General features: G+C 66.9%; 20 protein-coding genes. 13 read left to right on the forward strand and 7 right to left on the reverse strand.

From position 1 onward, the window contains the following. Together EV650_RS39835 and pdxY are read left to right on the forward strand one after the other, a co-directional pair. Positions 1 to 471, forward strand: a complete 471-nt coding sequence (locus EV650_RS39835) for a GNAT family N-acetyltransferase (RefSeq protein ID WP_134124412.1) — start codon at positions 1 to 3, stop codon at positions 469 to 471. Further along, positions 468 to 1,319: a pyridoxal kinase PdxY gene (gene pdxY / locus EV650_RS39840; RefSeq protein ID WP_134124413.1), complete on the forward strand. Its 852-nt coding sequence runs from the start codon at positions 468 to 470 to the stop codon at positions 1,317 to 1,319. The genes EV650_RS39835 and pdxY overlap by 4 nt, the downstream gene beginning before the upstream one ends. Here pdxY and EV650_RS39845 read toward each other — a convergent pair. Beyond that, a complete protein-coding gene (locus tag EV650_RS39845; RefSeq protein WP_134124414.1) occupies positions 1,312 to 2,400 on the reverse strand; it encodes an LOG family protein in 1,089 nt (362 codons plus the stop codon). The two genes, pdxY and EV650_RS39845, sit on opposite strands and share 8 nt — an antisense overlap. 56 nt (positions 2,401 to 2,456) lie before the next feature. Here EV650_RS39845 and EV650_RS39850 point away from each other — a divergent pair, with 56 nt between their 5' ends. Further along, complete coding sequence (locus tag EV650_RS39850; protein ID WP_134124415.1) at positions 2,457 to 3,746, forward strand: aspartate aminotransferase family protein; 1,290 nt, start codon at positions 2,457 to 2,459, stop codon at positions 3,744 to 3,746. 64 nt (positions 3,747 to 3,810) lie between these two features. Here EV650_RS39850 and EV650_RS39855 read toward each other — a convergent pair whose 3' ends face one another. The 5 genes from EV650_RS39855 to EV650_RS39875 all read right to left on the reverse strand — a co-directional run bounded on the left by EV650_RS39855 (position 3,811) and on the right by EV650_RS39875 (position 8,983). Next, the gene (locus EV650_RS39855) at positions 3,811 to 4,725 is read right to left on the reverse strand and encodes an amino acid ABC transporter permease (protein ID WP_134124416.1); all 915 of its coding nucleotides are present in this window, start codon (positions 4,723 to 4,725) and stop codon (positions 3,811 to 3,813) included. After that, entirely contained in the window at positions 4,722 to 5,411 is a 690-nt protein-coding gene (locus EV650_RS39860) for an amino acid ABC transporter permease (protein ID WP_134124417.1), read from the reverse strand. Before EV650_RS39860 ends, EV650_RS39855 begins: the two co-directional genes overlap by 4 nt. 78 nt (positions 5,412 to 5,489) lie before the next feature. Further along, complete coding sequence (locus EV650_RS39865; protein WP_134124418.1) at positions 5,490 to 6,329, reverse strand: glutamate ABC transporter substrate-binding protein; 840 nt, start codon at positions 6,327 to 6,329, stop codon at positions 5,490 to 5,492. Between the two features lie 47 nt (positions 6,330 to 6,376). Further along, positions 6,377 to 7,138, reverse strand: a complete 762-nt coding sequence (locus EV650_RS39870; protein WP_134124419.1) for an amino acid ABC transporter ATP-binding protein — start codon at positions 7,136 to 7,138, stop codon at positions 6,377 to 6,379. A gap of 153 nt (positions 7,139 to 7,291) precedes the next feature. Beyond that, on the reverse strand, positions 7,292 to 8,983 hold the full coding sequence (locus EV650_RS39875) for a sigma-54-dependent Fis family transcriptional regulator (RefSeq protein ID WP_134124420.1): 1,692 nt from the start codon (positions 8,981 to 8,983) through the stop codon (positions 7,292 to 7,294). 182 nt (positions 8,984 to 9,165) lie between these two features. On the opposite strand from EV650_RS39875, the gene EV650_RS39880 reads away from it, so the two are divergent. The 10 genes from EV650_RS39880 to EV650_RS39925 are packed head-to-tail and all read left to right on the forward strand — an operon-like array spanning position 9,166 to position 18,289. Continuing rightward, positions 9,166 to 10,803, forward strand: coding sequence for a ferritin family protein (locus tag EV650_RS39880; RefSeq protein ID WP_134124421.1), 1,638 nt, complete (start codon positions 9,166 to 9,168; stop codon positions 10,801 to 10,803). Between the two features lie 27 nt (positions 10,804 to 10,830). Further along, a complete protein-coding gene (locus EV650_RS39885; protein ID WP_134124422.1) occupies positions 10,831 to 11,868 on the forward strand; it encodes a 2Fe-2S iron-sulfur cluster-binding protein in 1,038 nt (345 codons plus the stop codon). Position 11,869: 1 nt separating this feature from the next. Further along, the gene (locus EV650_RS39890; RefSeq protein ID WP_134124423.1) at positions 11,870 to 12,967 is read left to right on the forward strand and encodes an aromatic/alkene monooxygenase hydroxylase subunit beta; all 1,098 of its coding nucleotides are present in this window, start codon (positions 11,870 to 11,872) and stop codon (positions 12,965 to 12,967) included. A 2-nt stretch (positions 12,968 to 12,969) separates the two neighbouring features. Next, the gene (gene mimD / locus EV650_RS39895; protein ID WP_134124516.1) at positions 12,970 to 13,305 is read left to right on the forward strand and encodes a propane 2-monooxygenase effector subunit MimD; all 336 of its coding nucleotides are present in this window, start codon (positions 12,970 to 12,972) and stop codon (positions 13,303 to 13,305) included. Between the two features lie 7 nt (positions 13,306 to 13,312). Beyond that, entirely contained in the window at positions 13,313 to 14,332 is a 1,020-nt protein-coding gene (locus EV650_RS39900) for an amidohydrolase family protein (protein ID WP_134124424.1), read from the forward strand. Further along, a complete protein-coding gene (locus tag EV650_RS39905; RefSeq protein ID WP_134124425.1) occupies positions 14,329 to 15,054 on the forward strand; it encodes an iron-sulfur cluster assembly protein in 726 nt (241 codons plus the stop codon). The genes EV650_RS39900 and EV650_RS39905 overlap by 4 nt, the downstream gene beginning before the upstream one ends. Beyond that, complete coding sequence (locus EV650_RS39910) at positions 15,051 to 16,076, forward strand: NAD(P)-dependent alcohol dehydrogenase (RefSeq protein ID WP_134124426.1); 1,026 nt, start codon at positions 15,051 to 15,053, stop codon at positions 16,074 to 16,076. The genes EV650_RS39905 and EV650_RS39910 overlap by 4 nt, the downstream gene beginning before the upstream one ends. A 13-nt stretch (positions 16,077 to 16,089) precedes the next feature. After that, entirely contained in the window at positions 16,090 to 17,739 is a 1,650-nt protein-coding gene (gene groL / locus EV650_RS39915) for a chaperonin GroEL (protein WP_134124427.1), read from the forward strand. Beyond that, positions 17,739 to 17,936 carry a metal-dependent transcriptional regulator gene (locus tag EV650_RS39920; RefSeq protein WP_134124428.1) on the forward strand — a complete coding sequence of 66 codons (198 nt, stop codon included), beginning with the start codon at positions 17,739 to 17,741 and terminating at the stop codon, positions 17,934 to 17,936. Before groL ends, EV650_RS39920 begins: the two co-directional genes overlap by 1 nt. Beyond that, entirely contained in the window at positions 17,933 to 18,289 is a 357-nt protein-coding gene (locus EV650_RS39925) for an ArsR/SmtB family transcription factor (protein ID WP_238174771.1), read from the forward strand. Before EV650_RS39920 ends, EV650_RS39925 begins: the two co-directional genes overlap by 4 nt. Before the next feature lie 370 nt (positions 18,290 to 18,659). Here EV650_RS39925 and EV650_RS39930 read toward each other — a convergent pair whose 3' ends face one another. After that, on the reverse strand, positions 18,660 to 19,898 hold the full coding sequence (locus tag EV650_RS39930) for an amidohydrolase family protein (RefSeq protein WP_238174772.1): 1,239 nt from the start codon (positions 19,896 to 19,898) through the stop codon (positions 18,660 to 18,662). Positions 19,899 to 20,246: the final 348 nt, after the last annotated feature.

Genomic DNA, 20,246 nt, shown 5'->3' on the forward strand with positions numbered 1-20,246 from the left:
ATGCGGGTACGACGGTATGAAGAGGCGGACCGCCTGGCCCTGCTCGCCCTGGCGCCTCGCCTGACTGAAGGTGTAGCTCCGCGGCGTGCGGTTGACTCAGTCCTGTCAGCTGTCACCGGATGGGTCGTGGAGGCGCTGGACCGCTCCACCGAACCAGGGCGGCTCGTGCTCGTCGCCGAGCTGGATGGGGTGGTGGCCGGCTTCGCCTCCGGCGAGGAGCGCAGGCACTGGTCAGGAGACCCCGAGCTGTACGTCGGTGAGTTGGTAGTGGCCAAGCCCTTCGAAGGACAGGGTGTCGGCCGTGCGCTGATCGACGCCCTCACCGATCACGCCAAGCAGCGTGGTCTGGCGACCGTCACCCTCGACACCGGTGCCGCCAACACCAACGCCCGTGCCTTCTATGGACGCCTCGGCTTCGACGAGGAGGACGTGAAGTTGACGAAGTGGGTGGATGGGATGATCGGGGGGTGAAGATCCTCTCGATTCAGTCGGCGGTTGCTTTCGGGCATGTGGGGAACTCGGCGGCGGTGTTTCCGTTGCAGCGGATTGGGGTGGAGGTTCTGCCGGTTTATACGGTGAACTTCTCGAACCACACCGGGTACGGGGCGTGGCGTGGGCCGATGATCAGCCCGGATGACGTGCGTGAGGTTCTGCTGGGGATCGAGGATCGCGGAGTCCTTCCGCAGATCGACGTGGTGCTCTCGGGCTACCAGGGCGGCGAGGGGATCGCCGACGTGATTCTCGAGGCGGTGCAGCGGGTGAAGGCGGCCAATCCCGCGGCGGTGTACTCCTGCGACCCCGTGATGGGCAACGCGAAGTCCGGGTGCTTCGTCGCCCCTGCCATTCCCGTGCTGCTGCGCGACCGGGTGGTTCCGGCGGCCGACATCATCACGCCCAACCAGTTCGAGCTGGGCTTCCTCACCAACACTGAGCCGGACACGCTCGAGTCCACGCTGGCCTCGGTGGAGCTGGTCCGGGCGACTGGACCGCGTACGGTGCTCGTCACCAGCGTCGAGCGGCCCGACCGTGAGGACGGCACGATCGAGATGCTGGCCGTTGACGACAGCGGCGCGTGGCTGGTGCAGACGCCGTACATCCCGATGAAGGCGAACGGCTCGGGGGACGTGACGGCAGCGCTCTTCACGGCGCACTACCGCAGTACGGACGATCTCGCGGAGTCGCTCGCGCGCACGACCTCGAGCGTGTTCGATCTGCTCACGCGGACCCATGAGTCGGGAGAGCGCGAGTTGCAGCTGGTCGAGTCACAGGACGCGTACGCGCACCCGGAGATGCAGTTCAAGCCCCAGCGAGTCAGCTGACCAGACTGGCGGCCTCGTCGATCGTTTGGACGAGGTGGATCGACATGGGGTGCTCCGCTGCCAGCGACTGGAGCAGGGGCCAGACGGGCAGCTCCACCGTCCAGTAGTTGACACCTACCAGGATGAGTGGGATCTGGGTGGCCTTGTCGCCGTAGTAGTTCGGGGTGACGGCCTGGAAGATCTCCTGCACAGTGCCGGCCGCGCCGGGGAGGTAGATGATGCCGCCGCGAGCGCGGCCGAGCAGGACGTCCTCGCGCTGGGCGTTCGAGAAGTACTTCGCTATCGAGCCGGCGAACACGTTGGGCGGTTCGTGACCGTAGAACCAGGTCGGAATCGACACCCCGCCATCACCAGGGAACCGAGAGCGCACAGCAAGACCGGTAGCGGCCCAGTCGCGAATCGACGGACGAAACGACGGTACGGCGGCCAACTCGGCCAGCGCGGCGTCAACGGCCGCGGAGTCGTACGAAGACAGCGACGCACCCAGGTTGGCGGCCTCCATCGCACCAGGACCGCCCCCAGTGACCACCATGCGACCCCGACGGGCCAGCGTCCGACCGAGCAGTACTGCAGCCCGGTAGTTGTCGTCACCCCGCAGTACGCCGTGGCCGCCCATCACGCCGACCCACGGCTTGTCGTCGGTCAGTTCGGTGAGCGCATCCGCGATGGCGTGGTCGTGGAGCGCCGCAGCGAGAGTCCGGCTGGTGTCGTCCTTCTGGTCGTGCTGCCGGGACCAGGCGTAGATCTGCGCGTCCGGAGTGGCGTCGTACCCGTGCTCCAGACCGGCGTACAACTCGTCGGCGTCGTACAGCCGCCCGCGGTACGCGTCGAACGGCAGCTCCGGGATCGCCGGGAACACCAGCCCGCCGCCGTCCCGGATCCACGTGTCCGCCTTCTCCTCCAGTGCACAGCCGAGGAACACCGACCCCATCGGGTTCAGCCCGAGGAGTTCCGCCGTACGCCCGCTCAGATCCACCGACTGGACCCGCCAACCGGTCATCGCAGTGGCCCCCGCGGCCAGCAGGCGGTCGAAATGCTCCAGGGACTCGATATCAACGTGCGGAATGCTGGGCAATGTCACGCAGAGCACCCTAACTGCGATAGACGTGCACTATCAGGTGAGGTAATGGTTAGGACATGACACATGCGGAGCTCTGGGAGCGTCACAAGGCCGTCATGCCGGCATGGCTCGCGTTGTACTACGAGGAGCCGATCGAGATCGTCAGCGGGTCCGGGCGCCGGGTCACCGACGGTGAGGGGACGACGTACCTCGACTTCTTCGCCGGCATCCTGACCAACGCGATCGGCTACGACATCGCGGAGATCTCCGAGGCCGTGCGGGAGCAGCTCAGCTCCGGCGTTGCGCACACCTCGACGGTGTACCTGATCCGGAAGCAGATCGAGCTGGCCGAGCAGATCGCCGAGCTGTCCGGGATCCCGGACGCGAAGGTCTTCTTCGCCAACTCCGGCACCGAGGCGAACGAGACGGCGCTCATGCTCGCCACCCAGAACCGCCGCTCCAACCAGGTGCTGGCGATGCGGAACTCGTACCACGGCCGCGCGTTCGGCACCGTCGCGATCACCGGCAACCGCGGCTGGTCCGCGAGCAGCCTGTCGCCGGTGAACGTGCAGTACGTGCAGGGCGCGTACCGGTACCGCAGCCCGTTCCGCGAGCTGCCGGACGCCGACTACATCAAGGTCTGTGTCGACGATCTGCGCAACGTCATCGAGACCACGACCTCCGGCGACGTCGCCTGTCTGATCGCGGAGCCGATCCAGGGCGTCGGTGGGTTCTCGTCGCCGCCCGACGGGTTGTACGGCGCGTTCAAGGAGGTCCTGGACGAGTACGGGATCCTCTTCATCTCCGACGAGGTGCAGACCGGATGGGGCCGGACCGGCGACCACTTCTGGGGCATCCAGGCGCACGACGTCGTACCGGATGCGATGACGTTCGCGAAGGGTCTCGGCAACGGGTTCGCGATCGGCGGCGTGGTCGCCAAGGCTGAGCTGATGGACAGCATCAACGCGAACTCGCTGTCCACCTTCGGCGGCAACCCGATCTCGACCAGCGCGGCCAAGGCGACCATCGACTACCTGCTCGACAAGGACCTGCAGGCGAACGCGGCCAAGCGCGGCGCTCAACTGGCCGACGGCCTGCGCGGCATCTCCGAGGAGTTCCCCGAACTCGGCGACGTCCGAGGCAAGGGCCTCATGCTGGCCGCCGAGATCGTCAAGCCCGACGACAACACCCCCGACGCCGCAACCACCGCCAAACTCCAGCAGGAGACCAAGAACCGCGGCCTCCTGGTCGGCAAGGGCGGCCTCTACGGCAACGTCCTCCGCATGGCCCCACCCATGACCCTCACCGAAGACGAAACCACCGAAGCCCTCGAAATCATCCGAGATTCCTTCAACTCGTTACGCTGATCGCCACCGGGCGAGGAAAGGTCCCGGGACGATCGCGTCCCGGGACCTTGCTGTCAGAGAGCGGTCAGTTCGTGTCGACGGTGTCCGACGGACCCGCGCCGGCGAGCGCGCCGACGGCGGTGTTCTGGTCGGTCGGGTCGGCGGTCAGAGGGCCACCGGCGGACCGGCCGCGGCGGCGCATCAGGCGCTCGACGTACTGGGCGGCCAGGCTGAGCAGGTAGTTCACGATCACGAAGATCGCGCCCACGACGATCAGGGCCGGCAGCAGGTTCGACTTGAAGTTGCCGATCTGCTCCGCCTTCCGGAGCAGTTCCTCGTACGTGATGATGTAGCCGAGCGCGGTGTCCTTGAGGATCACCACGAGTTGGCCGACGATCGCCGGCAACATCGCCGTGATTGCCTGCGGCAACAGAACCAGCCGCATCGTCTTGCCGTCGGTCAGGCCGATCGCCATCGCCGCTTCGCCCTGCCCCTTCGGCAGCGAGTACACGCCGGAGCGGACGAGTTCGGCGACCACGGCGCCGTTGTACAGCATCAGGGCCGTGACGACGGCCGCCAGCGCAAGTCGTTCCGGTGGGAACACTTCGTAGTTCGCGTACACGGCGAACATGAACAGCATCATCAGCAGCACCGGCACAGCGCGGAAGAATTCCACGATCACGCTGCACGGCCAGCGGACCCAGGCGTGCGCGGAGAGCCGGCCGACGCCGAGCAGGATGCCGAGACCCATCGCGAGGACAACCGAGATCGCAGCGGCGATCAGGGTGCCGGCCAGGCCGGGCAGCAGGTACTGGGTCCAGATCTCACCGGTCAGGAACGGCTTCCACTTCGCGGCGGTGAGCTGCTGCTTCGCGTTGAACTTGGAGATGACGAACCACAGGACCAGGAGCAGTACGACGATGCTCCCGACGCCGACCGCGGCGTACAGGCGCTTGGCCCGTGGGCCGGGTGCGTCGAACAGAACGCTGCTGCTGCTCATCGCTTCACCGCCAGCCGCTTGGACATCGAGGTGAACAGCACCCCGACCGGGAGCGTCAGGATGACGAATCCGATCGCGAAGATGCCGAACACGATGAAGAGGACGTCCGGCCGGTTCTCGATCATCACCTTCATCACCGCGGAGGCCTCGGTGACACCGATGACGGAGGCGACCGTGGAGTTCTTGGTCAGGGCGATCAGCACGTTGCCCAGCGGGGCGATCGCGCCCCGGAACGCCTGCGGCAGGACGACGTACCGCAGGGTCTTCAGGAACGGCAGGCCGATCGCCCGCGCCGCCTCGGCCTGGCCGAGCGGGACGGTGTTCACACCGCTGCGGATCGCCTCGGCGACGAAGGACGCGTGGTACACCGACAGGCCGAGGACGGCGAGCCGGAAGTTGTTGTCGTTGATGAAGGTGTTCGAGTCCTTGTTCGCAAGCGCGACGCCGAGCTGCAGGAACAGCCCGAGGTTGCAGAACACGATGACGAGGGTCAGCGGCGTGTTCCGGACGATGTTCACGTAGGCGGTACCGATGACCTGCAGCACCCGGACCGGGGAGACCCGCATCACCGCGACCACGGTGCCGATCAGCAGTGCGAACACCGCCGACAGCAGCGTGAGGTAGATCGTCGTCCGGAAGGCTTGCAGACCGTCGTACTCGGAGAAGAACTCCGAAATCACGTCCATGTTTCTCCTGCTGGGAACGAGGTGGAGACCAGCACGCCGGGGAGGGACCGCGAACGGCCCCTCCCCGGCGGTGTCAGATCAGGCGCAGGCGTCGAAGGTCTTCGGCGGGTTCGTCGCCGCGTCGAGCTTCAGGCCGGAGGGGCCGAGGTTCTTGTCGAACGCCTTCTGCCACTCGCCGGAGTCGACCATCTTCTTCAGCGCGTCGTTGACCTTGGTGCAGGTCGCGGTGTCGCCCTTCTTCAGGCCGACGCCGTAGCGCTCGGTCGAGAAGGTCTGGCCGACCACCTTGAACTTGCCCTTGTTCGCCTCCTGCGAGGCGTAGCCCGCCAGGATGGTGTTGTCGGTGGTGAGCGCGTCGATCGCGCCGGCGCCGAGCGCCTCGACACACTTGGAGTAGGTGTCGTACTCCTGCAGCTGCACGGTCTTGGCGAACTTGTCCTTGACCTTCTGCGCCGACGTGGAGCCGGTCACCGAGCACAGCTTCTTGCCGTTCAGCCCGTCCGGGCCGCTGATGTCGCTGTCGGACTTGACCAGCAGGTCCTGGCCGGCGGTCAGGTACGGGCCGGCGAAGGAGACCTTCTCCTTGCGGGCGTCGGTGATCGAGTAGGACGCGAAGATCATCTTGACCTGTCCGTTGGCCAGCAGCGTCTCGCGCTGGGCCGACGGGGCCTCCTTGAAGGTGATGTTCTTCTCGTCGTAACCGAGCTCCTTGGCAACGTACGTCGCGACATCGACATCCATGCCGGTGTACTTCGAGCCTTCCTTCAGGCCGATACCGGGCTGGTCGTACTTGATGCCGATGGTGACCTTCTCGCCACCACTACTACCGGAGCCGGAGCCGGAGTCGTCGCCGCAGGCAACCAGTCCGGTCGCGGCCAGGCCTGCGATGCCGAGAGCAGCGATGATTCGCTGTCGCATTGTCTTTTCCTCCGTTGTTGTACTGCGCTGGGGACAGGCGCGGGCGGTCAGTGGGTGAGGATCTTCGAGAGGAAGTCCTGCGCCCGCTTCGTCTGCGGATCGGTGAAGAACTTCTCCGGCTCGGCTTCCTCGACGATCTGGCCGTCGGCCATGAAGACCACCCGGTTGGCCGCCCGGCGGGCGAAGCCCATCTCGTGCGTGACCACGACCATGGTCATGCTCTGACCGGCCAGGTCGACCATCACGTCGAGGACTTCCTTGATCATCTCCGGGTCCAGAGCCGAGGTCGGCTCGTCGAACAGCATCACCTTGGGATCCATCGCCAGGGCGCGGGCGATCGCGACCCGCTGCTGCTGACCACCGGACAGCTGTGCCGGGTACTTGTCGGCCTGTGCGCCGACGCCGACGCGGTCCAGCAAGGCCCGCGCCTTCTGCTCTGCCTCGCTCTTGCCCTGCCGGCGCACCTTCGTCGGGCCGAGGGTGACGTTCTGCAGGATGGTTTTGTGCGCGAACAGGTTGAAGGACTGGAAGACCATGCCGACGTCGGCGCGGAGCTTGGCCAGGGCCTTGCCCTCGCTGGGCAGCGGCTGGCCGTCCAGCATGATGCTGCCCGAGTCGATCGGTTCCAGCCGGTTGATCGCGCGGCAGAGCGTGGACTTGCCGGACCCGGACGGGCCGATCACGACGACTACTTCGCCCTGATCGATGGACAGGTTGATGTCCTTCAGGACGTGCAGGTCGCCGAAATGTTTGTTGACGTCGGTCAGCGCCACCAGACCAGTTGTCGTCAAGGTTCCGGAATCGCTCATGGCCAGAACCTACTGGAGCCTGGGGTGCGGTCGCAGGCCCGGGTGGTTCCACGGTGGTAACGATCTGCAATATTGCCGCGCGGACTGTGACCAGGTCCTCACAGCCCGCCCACCTGTATTGGTATCCAATGGGAACCGGTCAGATCTGAGCGGTCAGGTGACGATGCCGTACTCGCGGATCTTCCGGTAGATGGTCGCCCGCGACATCCCCAGCGCGGCGGCCGCGGCCTTCTTGTCACCGTCGTACGTCGACATCGCATCGACGATCGCGTCCCGTTCGAGCGCCTCGATCGGGGTCAGTTGGCGACGGGTCGTGGCCCGGCACTCGGGTGGTAGGTCGCCCAGCTCGACCACGCCGGACCGGCGGCGCCTCGCGACCGCGGAGAGTACGGCGCGCAGGTGGGTGATGTTGCCCGCCCACGGCAGCCGCATCAGCTGGTTCATCGTCGGGGTGGAGAACGTCAGCTCGCTGACGCCGGCCTTCGCCAACAGCGCCCGTACCAGGGCCGGAACGTCCTCGAGATGATGCCGCAGCGGCGGTACTTCGACTGTCCGGGGAAAGAACGCCAGCAGTTGGTCGGCCAGCTCGGACCGGTCCGCGGGCAGCGTCAGAGCGACCCAGGCGTCACCGGCGATCGCGCCGTCGCGGACGTTCTGCAGCAGATCGGTGAGGCCGTGGAGCACCTCGCCGGTGAGCAGGTTGGCCCGCCGGATGATCAGGTCGGAGCCGGACTCCAGCTCCGCCTGAGCCTCGGCCGGTAGGTCGTCGCCGGTCACCGCGGGATCGAGAACGGCCAGCCGCCGCTCGGGTGCCACATGCTTGCGGACTGCCCGAAGAAGGGACAGCTTGCCCGCACCCGGTTCACCGTCGGCGATCAGCCACTCGGACCGGCGGCACGCATCCAGCATCTCCTGCGTGACGTGCTGCCAGACCGCACTCGACCCGATCGTCCCGGGAACCAACGGGGCGCGGGCGGGCTGCTGACTACGGGCCGGCGGCCGCTGTTCCTTGATCTGGATGACGCCGCCGGCCAAGGTGTCACCGAGGAAAGTCGGCCGGTAGGCCATCCGGGCGGTCATCCCGCTGGGCAGGTCGGTCAGGATCACCCGCGGCTTCGTGCCACCGCGCGCGTCCCGAGTGCGGTCGATCAACGCCGCCTGGTCGATGGCGTCGAACCGCGCCTGCGCGTAGGCGTTCATCATGAACACTTCGTCGCCAAGTGCGAGCACCGGGCCGCCGCTGTGCCGGCAGGCCGCGTAGTAGTCGCTCAGCAAGGCGTGGTCGAGCGCGTTCGCCTCCTCGACGACCCGTTCGTGGATCCGCCGTGCGGCCAGTTTCGCGAACGACAGCAGGATCGAGTTCGAGTTCCGCGCCTGGGTGGTGATGTCCAGGACGCCGAGCAGGCCGCCGGTGACCGGATGCGTGATCGGTGCGCCGGCACAGGAGAACATCCGCAGCTTGTCGTTGTAGTGCTCGGGTCCGTCGACCAGGATCGGCCCGCACACCTCGAGCGCGGTACCGATGCCGTTGGTCCCGACCGCGGACTCGACGTACTGGAATCCGGGCGCGAGGTCGACGGAGTCCAGTCGCCGGAGCAGGGCCGGATCGCCGCCGCGACGGTCGAGGACGACGCCCTTCGCGTCGGTCAGGATGATGCAGACCGGCTCGTTGGTGAGCTCGGCGGACAGGGCGTCGATGACCGGACGGGCGGCCCGCATCAGGGTGGTCTCGCGGTCGATCCTGTCGAAGTACTTCGGGGCGGGGCGGTCAATGTCCACCTGGGACGCGTGTGAACGCTCCCACGAGACCCGGATCGGATCCCGGACCGGCTGTGCAGCGCCCATCGGGTCGCCTCCTTCACGTCCGTCACCAGCGGAGTTCTCACCACGGTAACCCCCCTGCGTGTGACCCCCATCTCACATTGAGACACAGAGACGTCCATCCGGCGGCTTTCATCCCTGTTTAACGCAGCCAGCCGTACGCAGGAGCCGGGCCGAGAGCCGGCTCCCGATCATGGAGGCAGACATTGAGCAGGCAGAGTCTCACCAAGGCGCACGCCAAGATCACCGAGTTGTCCTGGGAGCCGACCTTCGCGACCCCGGCGACCCGGTTCGGCACTGACTACACGTTCGAGAAGGCGCCGAAGAAGGACCCGCTGAAGCAGATCATGCGGTCCTACTTCCCGATGGAGGAGGAGAAGGACAACCGCGTGTACGGCGCCATGGACGGCGCGATCCGCGGCAACATGTTCCGCCAGGTGCAGCAGCGCTGGCTGGAGTGGCAGAAGCTGTTCCTGTCGATCATCCCGTTCCCGGAGATCTCTGCGGCCCGGGCGATGCCGATGGCGATCGACGCCGTACCGAACCCGGAGATCCACAACGGGCTCGCGGTGCAGATGATCGACGAGGTCAGGCACTCGACGATCCAGATGAACCTGAAGAAGCTGTACATGAACAACTACATCGACCCGGCCGGGTTCGACATGACCGAGAAGGCGTTCGCGAACAACTACGCGGGCACCATCGGCCGGCAGTTCGGTGAAGGGTTCATCACCGGTGACGCGATCACCGCCGCGAACATCTACCTGACCGTGGTCGCCGAGACCGCGTTCACCAACACGCTGTTCGTCGCGATGCCCGACGAGGCCGCGGCCAACGGCGACTACCTGCTGCCGACGGTGTTCCACTCGGTCCAGTCCGACGAGTCCCGGCACATCAGCAACGGCTACTCGATCCTGCTGATGGCGCTGGCCGACGAGCGCAACCGGCCGCTGCTCGAGCGCGACCTGCGGTACGCGTGGTGGAACAACCACTGCGTCGTGGACGCCGCGATCGGCACCTTCATCGAGTACGGCACGAAGGACCGCCGGAAGGACCGGGAGAGCTATGCGGAGATGTGGCGTCGGTGGATCTACGACGACTACTACCGCAGCTACCTGCTGCCGCTGGAGAAGTACGGCCTCACCATTCCGCACGACCTGGTCGAGGAGGCCTGGAAGCGGATCGTCGACAAGGGCTACGTGCACGAGGTCGCGCGGTTCTTCGCCACCGGCTGGCCGGTGAACTACTGGCGGATCGACGCGATGACCGACAAGGACTTCGAGTGGTTCGAGGACAAGTACCCGGGCTGGTACTCGAAGTACGGCAAGTGGTGGGAGAACTACAACCGGCTCGCCTACCCGGGCAAGAACAAGCCGATCGCGTTCGAGGAGGTCGGGTACCAGTACCCGCACCGCTGCTGGACCTGCATGGTGCCGTGCCTGATCCGCGAGGACATGGTCACCGAGAAGGTCGACGACCAGTGGCGCACGTACTGCTCGGAGACCTGCTACTGGACCGACGCGGTCGCGTTCCGCAGCGAGTACGACGGCCGTCCGACCCCGAACATGGGCCGGCTGACCGGGTTCCGCGAGTGGGAGACCCTGCACCACAACAAGGACCTGGCCGACATCGTCCAGGACCTCGGGTACGTGCGTGACGACGGCAAGACCCTGATCGGTCAGCCGCACCTGGACCTCGACGACCCGAAGAAGATGTGGACCCTCGACGACGTCCGCGGCAACACGTTCATGAGCCCGAACGTGCTGCTGAACCAGATGTCCGACGCCGAGCGCGAAGCGCACGTCGCGGCGTACAAGGCCAACGGAACCCGGCCCGCGGCTTAATCCACCCAGCATCAGGAGGAGGCCGTCATGGCCGACACCCACCGGATCCGCTTCGAACCGGTCGACATCGAGATGGACGTCAGCGAGGACGACAAGATCCTCGACGCGGCGTTCCGGCAGGGCATTCACCTGATGCACGGCTGCAAGGAGGGGCAGTGCTCCGCCTGCAAGTCGTACATCCTCGAGGGTGACCTGCAGATGGAGCGCTACTCCACCTTCGCCTGCAACGACGCCGAGGTGGCCGAGGGATATGTGCTGCTCTGCCGGGCGCATGCCTTCAGCGACTGCACGATCGAGCTGCTCAACTACGACGAGGACGAGCTGCTCGGCGGCGTTCCGATCCAGACCGTGTCCGCCCGGGTGCTGGCGGTCGAACCGGTCACCCGGGACATCGTCTCGCTCCGGCTGAAGACGGCGCAGGCGTTCGAGTTCAGGCCGGGGCAGTACGTCGACATCACCATCCCCGGCACCGACGACCACCGGTCGTTCTCGATGGCCACCACCCAGTCGACGCCGGACGAGCTCGAGTTCCTGATCAAGAAGTACCCGGGCGGCCGGTTCTCCGCACTGCTCGACGGCGAGCTCGCGGCCGGCGACGAACTGTCGCTGACCGGGCCGTACGGCTCGTCCACGTTGAAGGACGGTCACGTGCTGCCGGTGATCTGCGTGGCCGGCGGGGCCGGGATGGCGCCCATCCTGTCGATCCTGCGGCACCTGCGGGAAACCGGCAGCACCCGTCCGGTCCGGTTCTACTACGGCGCTCGGACGGCGGCCGACCTGTTCTACCTGGAAGCGATCCAGGAACTCGGCGCGGAGCTCAACGCCTTCGAGTTCATCGCCTGTCTGTCCGAGTCGGCTCAGGACGCGGACGGGCTGCAGGTCGAAGAGGGGAACGTGACCGACATCGTCGAACGGCGGGAGGCCGAGCTGCACCGCAGCGAGGTGTACCTCTGCGGCCCGCCGCCGATGGTCGACGCGGCCCTGACGTTGCTGGAGGCAAGCAACGTGCCGAAGGACCAGGTCTTCTACGACAAGTTCACCAGCCCAGCTACCGATGGAGTCTGAGATGACAGAAACCAAGCAGCGCAGCTTCCCGAAGATCGAGTTCACCGACTCCGAGGCCGGCGCGCTGGAGTTCCCCAGCTCGCAGAGCCGGTCGTACAACTACTACAAGCCGGCCAAGCTGCGCGCGACGATGTACGAGGACGTCACGGTCGATGTGCAGCCGGACCCGGATCGGCACCTGAGCCAGGGCTGGATCTACGGCTTCGGCAACGGTCCCGGCGGCTATCCGAAGGAATGGACGGCCGCGAAGTCGTCCAACTGGCACGCGTTCCTCGACCCGAACGAGGAGTGGAACCAGACGATCTACCGGAACAACTCCGCGGTCGTCCGGCAGGTCGACCTCAGCCTGCAGAACGCCAAGCGGGCCAGGGCGTACGACGCTTGGAACCCGGCCTGGCTGAAGTTCGTCGAGCGCAACCTCGGCGCCTGGATGCACGCGGAGAACGGGCTCGCGCTGCACGTGTTCACCAGCATTCAGCGGTCCGGTCCCACCAACATGATCAACACCGCTGTCGCTGTGAACGCGGCCCACAAGATGCGGTTCGCCCAGGACCTCGCACTCTTCAACCTGGATCTGTCGGAAGCCGACGTACCGTTCGACGGCTCGGCGCACAAGGAGGTTTGGCAGAGTGCGCCGGAGTGGCAGCCGACGCGTGAGGTTGTCGAGCGGCTGACCGCCGTCGGCGACTGGTGCGAGTTGCTCTTCGCCACCAACGTGGTGTTCGAGCAGCTCGTCGGGTCGCTGTTCCGGACCGAGCTGGTGATGCAGATCGCGGCCCGCAACGGCGACTACGTCACGCCGACCATCGTCGGCACCGGCGAGCACGACTACGACCGCGATCTCGCCTACACCCGCAACCTGTTCCGGCTGCTGACCCGGGACTCGGAGTACGGCGAGAGCAACAAGGCGCTGTTCGGCGAGTGGCTCGCGCTCTGGGTGCCGCGTTGTCTGGACGCCGCGCACGCGCTGCAGCCGATCTGGTCGCAGCCGGCCGACAAGTCCGTCACGTTCGCGGACAGCCTCGACGCGGCCAAGCAGAAGTTCCGTTCCCTGCTCGAGGACCTCGGGCTCGACACTCCGAAGGAGCTGGACCAGTGAGCATGCAGTTCGGATCTGACGCCTCGTTCTCCAACAAGACCGGCGTGACCCTGATGAACACCCCGATCGGCCGCGTCGTCGCCCAGGTGATGGGCGCGAAGGACGGTGTCGAGCTGACGGAGTACCCGTCGATGATCCGGGTCGACGGCACCGGGTTGCTCAACTTCGACTACGCCGAGCTGTCCGACGCGCTCGGGATGGAGTTCGACGGCTCGGTGTTCGAGGAGATCTCCTCCACCCACTACGGCCGGATGGTGCACCTGGACGACAAGACCATCCTGTTCGCCAGCCCCGAGGACGCCGCCGAGTACATCGGTTTCGACCTCACCACGAACTGAGGCGGACATGTACGAGAAGAACGGCGAGCAGTACTACATCTGCGACGCGCACATCGCCCTGTGGGACGGTCGCGCCTCGAACCACAAGAACATCCACGGCAAGCAGTTCATCGACTGCTTCTACGACTACCACAAGAACCTCAGTCCCGAAGAGGTCGTCTGGGACTACGACACCTACACGTACTACGGCGAGCAGCGGCTGCTGAAGGACCTGTTCGAGGACGGGTACGTCGACCACGCGATCTTCCAGCCGGCCATCCTGAGCGACTTCTACAAGAACGGCTTCGGCCAGACCGAGGCCGCTCTCGCGCTGACCCGGGCGAACCCCGGCAAGCTCACCTACAACCACGCGTGGGACCCGCGCTATGAAGAGGCGGGCCTTGAGCAACTGCGCAAGGACGCGGACCGGATGGGTCTGAAGGGCGTGAAGCTCTACACCGCGGAGTGGCACGGCGACTCCCGTGGGTACAAGCTCGACAGTCCGTGGTCGCGGCGCTATCTCGAGGAGTGCCTGAAGCTCGGGATCAAGAACATCCACGTGCACAAGGGCCCCACCATCCGGCCGCTGGACCGGGACGCGTTCGACGTCGCCGACATCGACCAGGTGGCGACCGACTACACCGAGCTGAACTTCATCGTCGAGCACGTCGGCCTGCCGCGGCTCGAGGACTTCTGCTGGATCGCCACCCAGGAGCCCAACGTGTACGGCGGTCTGGCGGTGGCGATGCCGTTCATCCACACCCGGCCGAAGTACTTCGCGCAGATCCTCGGGGAGTTGCTGTACTGGATCGGCGAGGACCGGATCCTGTTCTCGTCGGACTACGCGATCTGGACGCCGAAATGGCTGATCGAGAAGTTCGTCGACTTCCAGATCCCGGCCGACCTGACGGAGTACGCACCGATCACGGTCGAGCAGAAGAAGAAGATCCTGGGTCTGAACGCGGCCGCCTTGTACGACCTCGACGTACCCGAGGAGCTCCGGCTGCCGGCTGACGCCGGATCGCGGGAAGAAGCCGTGGCCTCATGATCGCGGTCGCCACGCCGCTGCAGCTAGAGGTCGTCGCGGCCCTGGCGACCGTTGTCGACCCGGAGCTGGACCAGCCGATCACCGAACTCGGATTCGTCAAGTCGATCCGGATCGACAAGGCCGGCGTGACCGTGCACCTGCGGCTGCCGACCTCGTTCTGCGCACCGAACTTCGCCTACCTGATGGCATCCGACGCGGTCGACGCCCTGCGTCGGGTGCCGGAGGTCGGCAGGGTCACGGTGCTGCTCGACGATCACCACGACTCGGACAAGATCAACGCCGGCCTGGCCGCGAACGCGGGGTACGTCGGCACGTTCGGGACCGAGGCCGATCAGGATCTGGACGAACTGCGCCGGACCTTCCAGCGCAAGGCGCACACAGCTGCGATGGAGCGGAGCGTGATGGCAGTCCTCCGGTCCACCGCCACAACCGTCGAGGAGCTGGCCGGGCTGACCCTCGGCCAGCTCCCCGGCGGTCCCCAGAAGGAGGCGCTGCTGCGGCGTCGGACCGATATCGGGCTCGGCATCCGGCCGGACGACCTGGTGCTGGTCGACGACGACGGCGTACCCGTGCCGGCCGACGCCGTACCGCTGCGGTTGCGGTTCGCGAAGGCGGTCCGGATCTCCGTCGAGGGCAACGCGCACTTCTGCCGCGGCCTGCTCGCCACCCGGTACGACGACGAGCCGGGCGGCCTGATCACCGATACGAGGAGGACGAAATGAGAGCCGTCCAGGTCATCGGCTATCACGACAAGCTTCAACTGACCGACATCCCCGAGCCGAAGATCACCGGGCCGCTCGACGTTGTCGTCCGGATCGGCGGCGCCGGCGTCTGCCGGACCGATCTGCATATTCTCGAAGGGCAGTGGGCCGAGAAGAGCGGCGTACAACTCCCGTACACGATCGGGCACGAGAACGCCGGCTGGGTGCACGCGATCGGCGACGCCGTCACGAATGTTGCCGTCGGCGACAAGGTGATCCTGCACCCATTGGTCACCTGCGGACTCTGCCGGGCCTGCCGGTCCGGCGACGACGTGCACTGCGAGGCGTCGGCGTTCCCGGGGATCGACACCGATGGCGGGTACGCCGAATACCTCCGTACTACTGCCCGCAGCGTCGTGAAGATCGACGACGCACTCGAACCGGCCGATGTCGCAGCGCTCGCGGACGCCGGGCTGACGGCGTACCACGCCGCCGCGAAGGCAGCGCGAACTCTTCGGCCGGGAGCGGTCTGCGTGCTGATCGGTGCGGGCGGTCTCGGGCACATCGGAATCCAGGTGATGAAGGCGATCTCGGCCGCGACCCTGGTCGTTGTCGACCGCAACCAAGCTGCGGTTGACCTCGCCGTCGAGATCGGCGCCGACCACGGGATCGTTGCCGACGGCACTCAGGTCGAACAGGTCCGGGCGCTGACCGGCCGGCACGGCGCGGAGGCGGTGATCGACTTCGTCGGTGAGGGCGGCGCCACCGCCGACGGGATCGAGATGCTGCGGCGAGCCGGCAACTACTACGTGGTCGGGTACGGCGAGAACCTCGACGTACCGACCATCGACATGATCTCCACCGAGATCAACTTCATCGGCAACCTGGTCGGGTCGTACAACGACCTGCAGGACCTGATGGAGCTCGCGGCCCAGGGCAAGGTCGCGCTGCACACCACGAAGTACCCGCTGGACGACTTCCAGCAGGCCCTCGACGACCTCGACCGCGGCCTGGTCCGCGGCCGGGCGATCCTCATTCCCTAGAAGGAGGCTGACCATGGCGAAGGAACTGCGGTTCAACACCGATGCCCGGCGGTTGCTCGAGTCCGGCGTGAACGCGCTGGCCGACGCGATCAAGGTGACGCTCGGGCCGAAAGGCCGCAACGCGGTGCTGGAGAAGCTGACCGGCCCGCCGACGATCACCAACGACGGCGTCACCATCGCCCGCGAGATCCAGCTGCGCGAGCCCTTCGCCAACATGGGCGCGCAGCTGGTCAAGGAAGTCGCGATGAAGACCAACGGTGTCGTCGGCGACGGCACCACCACGGCCACCGTGCTGGCCCAGGCGATGGTCCGCGAGGGCCTTCGCGAGGTCGACGCCGGCGCCAACCCGATGCGGGTACGCCGGGGCATCGAGCGGACCGTACCGGTGGTGGTCGAGGCCTTGCGCGGTCGGGCGGTCGAGGTCCGTGACCGCGACCAGTTGCGGCACATCGCGACGCTGGCGGCGAGCGACGACGAGACGATCGGCGAGGTGATCGCGGACGCGGTCGACTGGGTCGGCCGCAACGGCGTCGTCACGACCGAGGAGTCGGACACGCTCGGGATGTCGGTGGAAGTTGTCGACGGCATCGAGTTCGACCACGGCTACGTGTCGGCGTACATGGTCACCGACCGGGAGCGGATGGAGACCGTCTACGACCGCCCGGTGATCCTGCTGACCAACAAGAAGATCACACAGGTGCAGGAGATCATGCCGGCCCTCGAGGCGGCGAAACGTGCCGATCGGCCGCTCGTCGTACTCGCCGAGGAGGTCGACGGACCGGCGCTGCAACTGCTTGTCGGCGGCAACATGCACAACACGATGCGATCGGTCGTCGTCCGGGCACCTGGCTTCGGACACCGCCGGATCGCCGAGCTGGAGGATCTCGCCACCGCGCTTGGTGGATCGGTGATCGCGAAGGACACCGGGCTCGAGCTGTCCGAGGTGAGCCGGGAGCACCTCGGATCCTGCGACCGGATCACGATCACCGAGGACACCACCACGATCGTCGGTGGGCACGGGGACGCGTCGCTGGTGGAGGCGCGGATCTCTCAGCTGGAGAAGCAGTTCGAGCGGGCCAAGATCGACGCCGACCAGGACAGCCTGCAGCTGCGGATGGCGCGGCTGGCCGGCAAGGTCGCGGTGATCCGGGTCGGCGGCGCGACGAGCGTCGAGCTGAAGGAACGGATGCTGCGGGTCGAGGATTCCTTGGCAGCGACTCGTGCCGCACTGGAGGAAGGTGTGGTCGCCGGCGGCGGGACCGTCCTGGTCCAGGCTCAGCGCGCGCTCTCTGAGTTGGAGCTGGACGGCGACGAGGCGATCGGCCGCGAGATCGTCCGGCGAGCATTGCCGGAGCCGTTGCGGTGGATCGCGATCAACGCCGGGTACGACGGCGACGAGGTGGTCGCGCGGGTTGCTGAACTGCCGGCCGGGCATGGGTTCAACGCGCTCACCGGTCAGTACGGCGACCTGATCGAGGACGCCGTGATCGACCCGCTCAAGGTCACCCGCGCGGCGCTGGAGAGTGCGGCCTCGATCGCGGCGCTGCTGATCACCACCGAGACCGCGGTCGTCGAGGAGATCCTCGGCAACCCCGGCGCGATCATGGCTCCGGGCTTCGGCGACCTCGCCGAGGGCATGGTCCGACCCTCCAACATCTACTGATGGACGAGCGACGGCACCAGCTGCTCGAGACCTTTCTGCACCGGGTCCTCGGAGTTCCTTTGGACGAAGTGCATGACGAGGCTGTCCTCCTCGCGCACGGGTTGAGTGACCGGCTGGAGGAACTGATCGACGCGGCTCTCGGGTATCCGACTCGAGACCCCTTCGGAGAGCCGATCCAGCCCAAGGTGTGCGTGTGATCGAGCCGACCGGGCCGCAGCTCGCCACCGCGGCCCGGACCTTCGGACTGTTGCTCGCGCCGGTCCGTTTGCATCTGGTCGCGTTGGCGAGTTGCGGCGAGCACGACGTCGGCACGCTGGCTGCCCGGGTGGGCGTCAGCGTGCCGACCGCGAGCCAGCACCTGGCCAAGCTCCGCCTGGCCGGCCTGGTCACCGCCCACCGCGAGGGCCGCCGCCAGCTCTACTCCGTCGACGATCCACACGTAATCGCCCTGGTAGAGCAGATCTTCCAACACGTAGCCCCCGACGGCACCCTCGCCCCGGATCCTCCCTCACCGGAGCCGGCCCACCGAGTCGCAGCCCGAACCGGCTGAGCCGTCGCCGGCCCACCGGGTCCCGTCCCGAACCGGCTGAGCCGTCGCCGGCCCACCGGGTCGCATCTCGGACCGGGTGAGCCGTCGTCCGGCCGCGGGGACCGGCCCGGGTTGCCCGACCTCCGCGGAGACGGGGGCGAACCGCCACGCAGGCAGAAACCCTCCGGCAAACGATTGCTGGAGCGCCGATGCGGGGTTCTGCCTGCGTGGCGGTTCGGGCCTTCAGGCCAACCAGGGCCGCACGAAGCAGCTCCCGGGCCGGCTCTGGCTGGCCCGGCCCGGGAGCCTCGTAATCAGGCGCCAGCACCGTCGTCGCCGGAGTCCGCCCGCCCGATTGCATCCCGGACCGGCCGGGCCGTACCGACCCGGCTTAGTGGCTCGGCCGGCTGCCGCAGCAGCCGCCGGCCGCCAGCGCCGTCGTCGCAGGCGGCTCCTTGACCGCGGTTTCCACGTCCGCGAGCATCCGGTCCCGCGCGGCCGGTGAGATGACTCGGCCGCGGGTGACGACGGTGTGGATCTTGCGGGTGTTGCGGATGTCGGTCAGCGGGTCGGCGTCGAGTACGACGAGGTCCGCGATCTTCCGCGGTTCCACCGAGCCGAGGTCGGCGCTCATCCCGAGGAACTTGGCCGGCTCGACAGTCGCGGCGTACAACGCCTGTCGCGGTGTGGCACCGGCCCCGACCAGATGCTCGAGCTCGTCGTGCAGCGCGAACCCCGGCACGGAGTACGGCGTACCCGTGTCGGTGCCGGCCATGATCGGTACGTCGTGCTCGATCAGCTCACGCACGAACCGCTGCCGCCAGGCCCACATCTCGTGCTGGTGGGAGATCTCCTCAGCGGTCCGGTTGGCGGCGTACAGGTTCTGGATGACGTAGTCGTAGGTGCCGATCGAGTCCTCGCTCATGTACTTCGCCAGCGCCGGATCGAGGCCGGTGTAGTCGATCTGGTCGAGGACGTTGTGCATGGTCAGCGTCGGCGTGACCCGGGTGTTGTTGCGACGCAGCGTGCCGAACACGTCGGCGGCGCGAGACGGGCTGTACGTGTTGGCGGCGATCCATTCGATCGGGTGCAGCTGCCGGAACCACGAGTTGTAGTCGCCGTTGGCCACCTTGATCGCGAGGACCATCCGCCGTACCTCGGCCTCCCGGGTCGAGACCGCCAGCCCGAGCGAGTGGATGTGCTCGATGCTGCGCTGGCCGGCGTTGCTGACCTCCTTCGAGGTGACCTGGTCCGGGCCGTGGCCGTGGACGGTCAGCCCGATCTTGCGGGCCTCGTGGATGATCGCGAGCCACGATTCGCGGCTGAGGCGCGAGTACACCTTGACGAAGTCGGCGCCCTCGCCCTTCACCCGGCGTACGGCGGCCCGCGCGGACGCGGCGTCGTCGACCACGATGACCTTGATCAGATTCGGGTCCCACAGGGTCGGGTCGCCGTCGATGATGTTGCTGGCGACGACCATGCGCGGCCCGAGCAGCGTGCCGGCCGCGATCCGGTCGCGCCAGTCGTACAACATCGGATCCGTCCCGGACATCTCGCGCACGGTGGTCAGCCCGTTCGCGAGATACAACGGCGGCGAAACCCGCTCGTCCCCAAGACTGTGCACATGCATGTCGGCCAGCCCGGGAATCACATACTTCCCAGTCAGATCGACCTCAACGGCTCCGCGCGGAACCGGAATCCGGCCAACCCCAACAATTCGCTCGCCGCTAAGCAACACCGTCTGATGCCGATCCCGGCGCCCGCTGGCGACATCGATGACAGTGACATTGGTGAGCGCAGTGATCCTGGCGGGCTTCACAAGAGCTGAAGCGGCGGTCGTAGTGAACGAGCCAGCCGCGAGCACAGCGGCCCCGGCGGCGGTACGGGCGAGAAACTGACGACGAGAACTGTTCATGCCCCTCACTATTGTCTGTGGGGCAGGCGGGCACACGGGTCGCAGAACGCCGATCCCAGGTAG

Origin of the sequence: Kribbella kalugense, assembly GCF_004365875.1 — a bacterium.
Classification (GTDB): domain Bacteria; phylum Actinomycetota; class Actinomycetes; order Propionibacteriales; family Kribbellaceae; genus Kribbella; species Kribbella kalugense.

Coding starts and splice junctions, on each gene's coding strand:
- EV650_RS39835 (WP_134124412.1), top strand. CDS start 1: ATGCGGGTACGACGGTATGAAGAGGCGGACCGCCTGGCCCTGCTCGCC.
- EV650_RS39875 (WP_134124420.1), bottom strand. CDS start 8,983: ATGGGCGCTGCACAGCCGGTCCGGGATCCGATCCGGGTCTCGTGGGAG.
- EV650_RS39860 (WP_134124417.1), bottom strand. CDS start 5,411: ATGGACGTGATTTCGGAGTTCTTCTCCGAGTACGACGGTCTGCAAGCC.
- EV650_RS39920 (WP_134124428.1), top strand. CDS start 17,739: ATGGACGAGCGACGGCACCAGCTGCTCGAGACCTTTCTGCACCGGGTC.
- EV650_RS39905 (WP_134124425.1), top strand. CDS start 14,329: ATGATCGCGGTCGCCACGCCGCTGCAGCTAGAGGTCGTCGCGGCCCTG.
- EV650_RS39910 (WP_134124426.1), top strand. CDS start 15,051: ATGAGAGCCGTCCAGGTCATCGGCTATCACGACAAGCTTCAACTGACC.
- EV650_RS39850 (WP_134124415.1), top strand. CDS start 2,457: ATGACACATGCGGAGCTCTGGGAGCGTCACAAGGCCGTCATGCCGGCA.
- EV650_RS39890 (WP_134124423.1), top strand. CDS start 11,870: ATGACAGAAACCAAGCAGCGCAGCTTCCCGAAGATCGAGTTCACCGAC.
- EV650_RS39885 (WP_134124422.1), top strand. CDS start 10,831: ATGGCCGACACCCACCGGATCCGCTTCGAACCGGTCGACATCGAGATG.
- EV650_RS39900 (WP_134124424.1), top strand. CDS start 13,313: ATGTACGAGAAGAACGGCGAGCAGTACTACATCTGCGACGCGCACATC.
- groL (WP_134124427.1), top strand. CDS start 16,090: ATGGCGAAGGAACTGCGGTTCAACACCGATGCCCGGCGGTTGCTCGAG.
- EV650_RS39870 (WP_134124419.1), bottom strand. CDS start 7,138: ATGAGCGATTCCGGAACCTTGACGACAACTGGTCTGGTGGCGCTGACC.
- EV650_RS39865 (WP_134124418.1), bottom strand. CDS start 6,329: ATGCGACAGCGAATCATCGCTGCTCTCGGCATCGCAGGCCTGGCCGCG.
- mimD (WP_134124516.1), top strand. CDS start 12,970: ATGCAGTTCGGATCTGACGCCTCGTTCTCCAACAAGACCGGCGTGACC.
- EV650_RS39930 (WP_238174772.1), bottom strand. CDS start 19,898: ATGCATGTGCACAGTCTTGGGGACGAGCGGGTTTCGCCGCCGTTGTAT.
- EV650_RS39855 (WP_134124416.1), bottom strand. CDS start 4,725: ATGAGCAGCAGCAGCGTTCTGTTCGACGCACCCGGCCCACGGGCCAAG.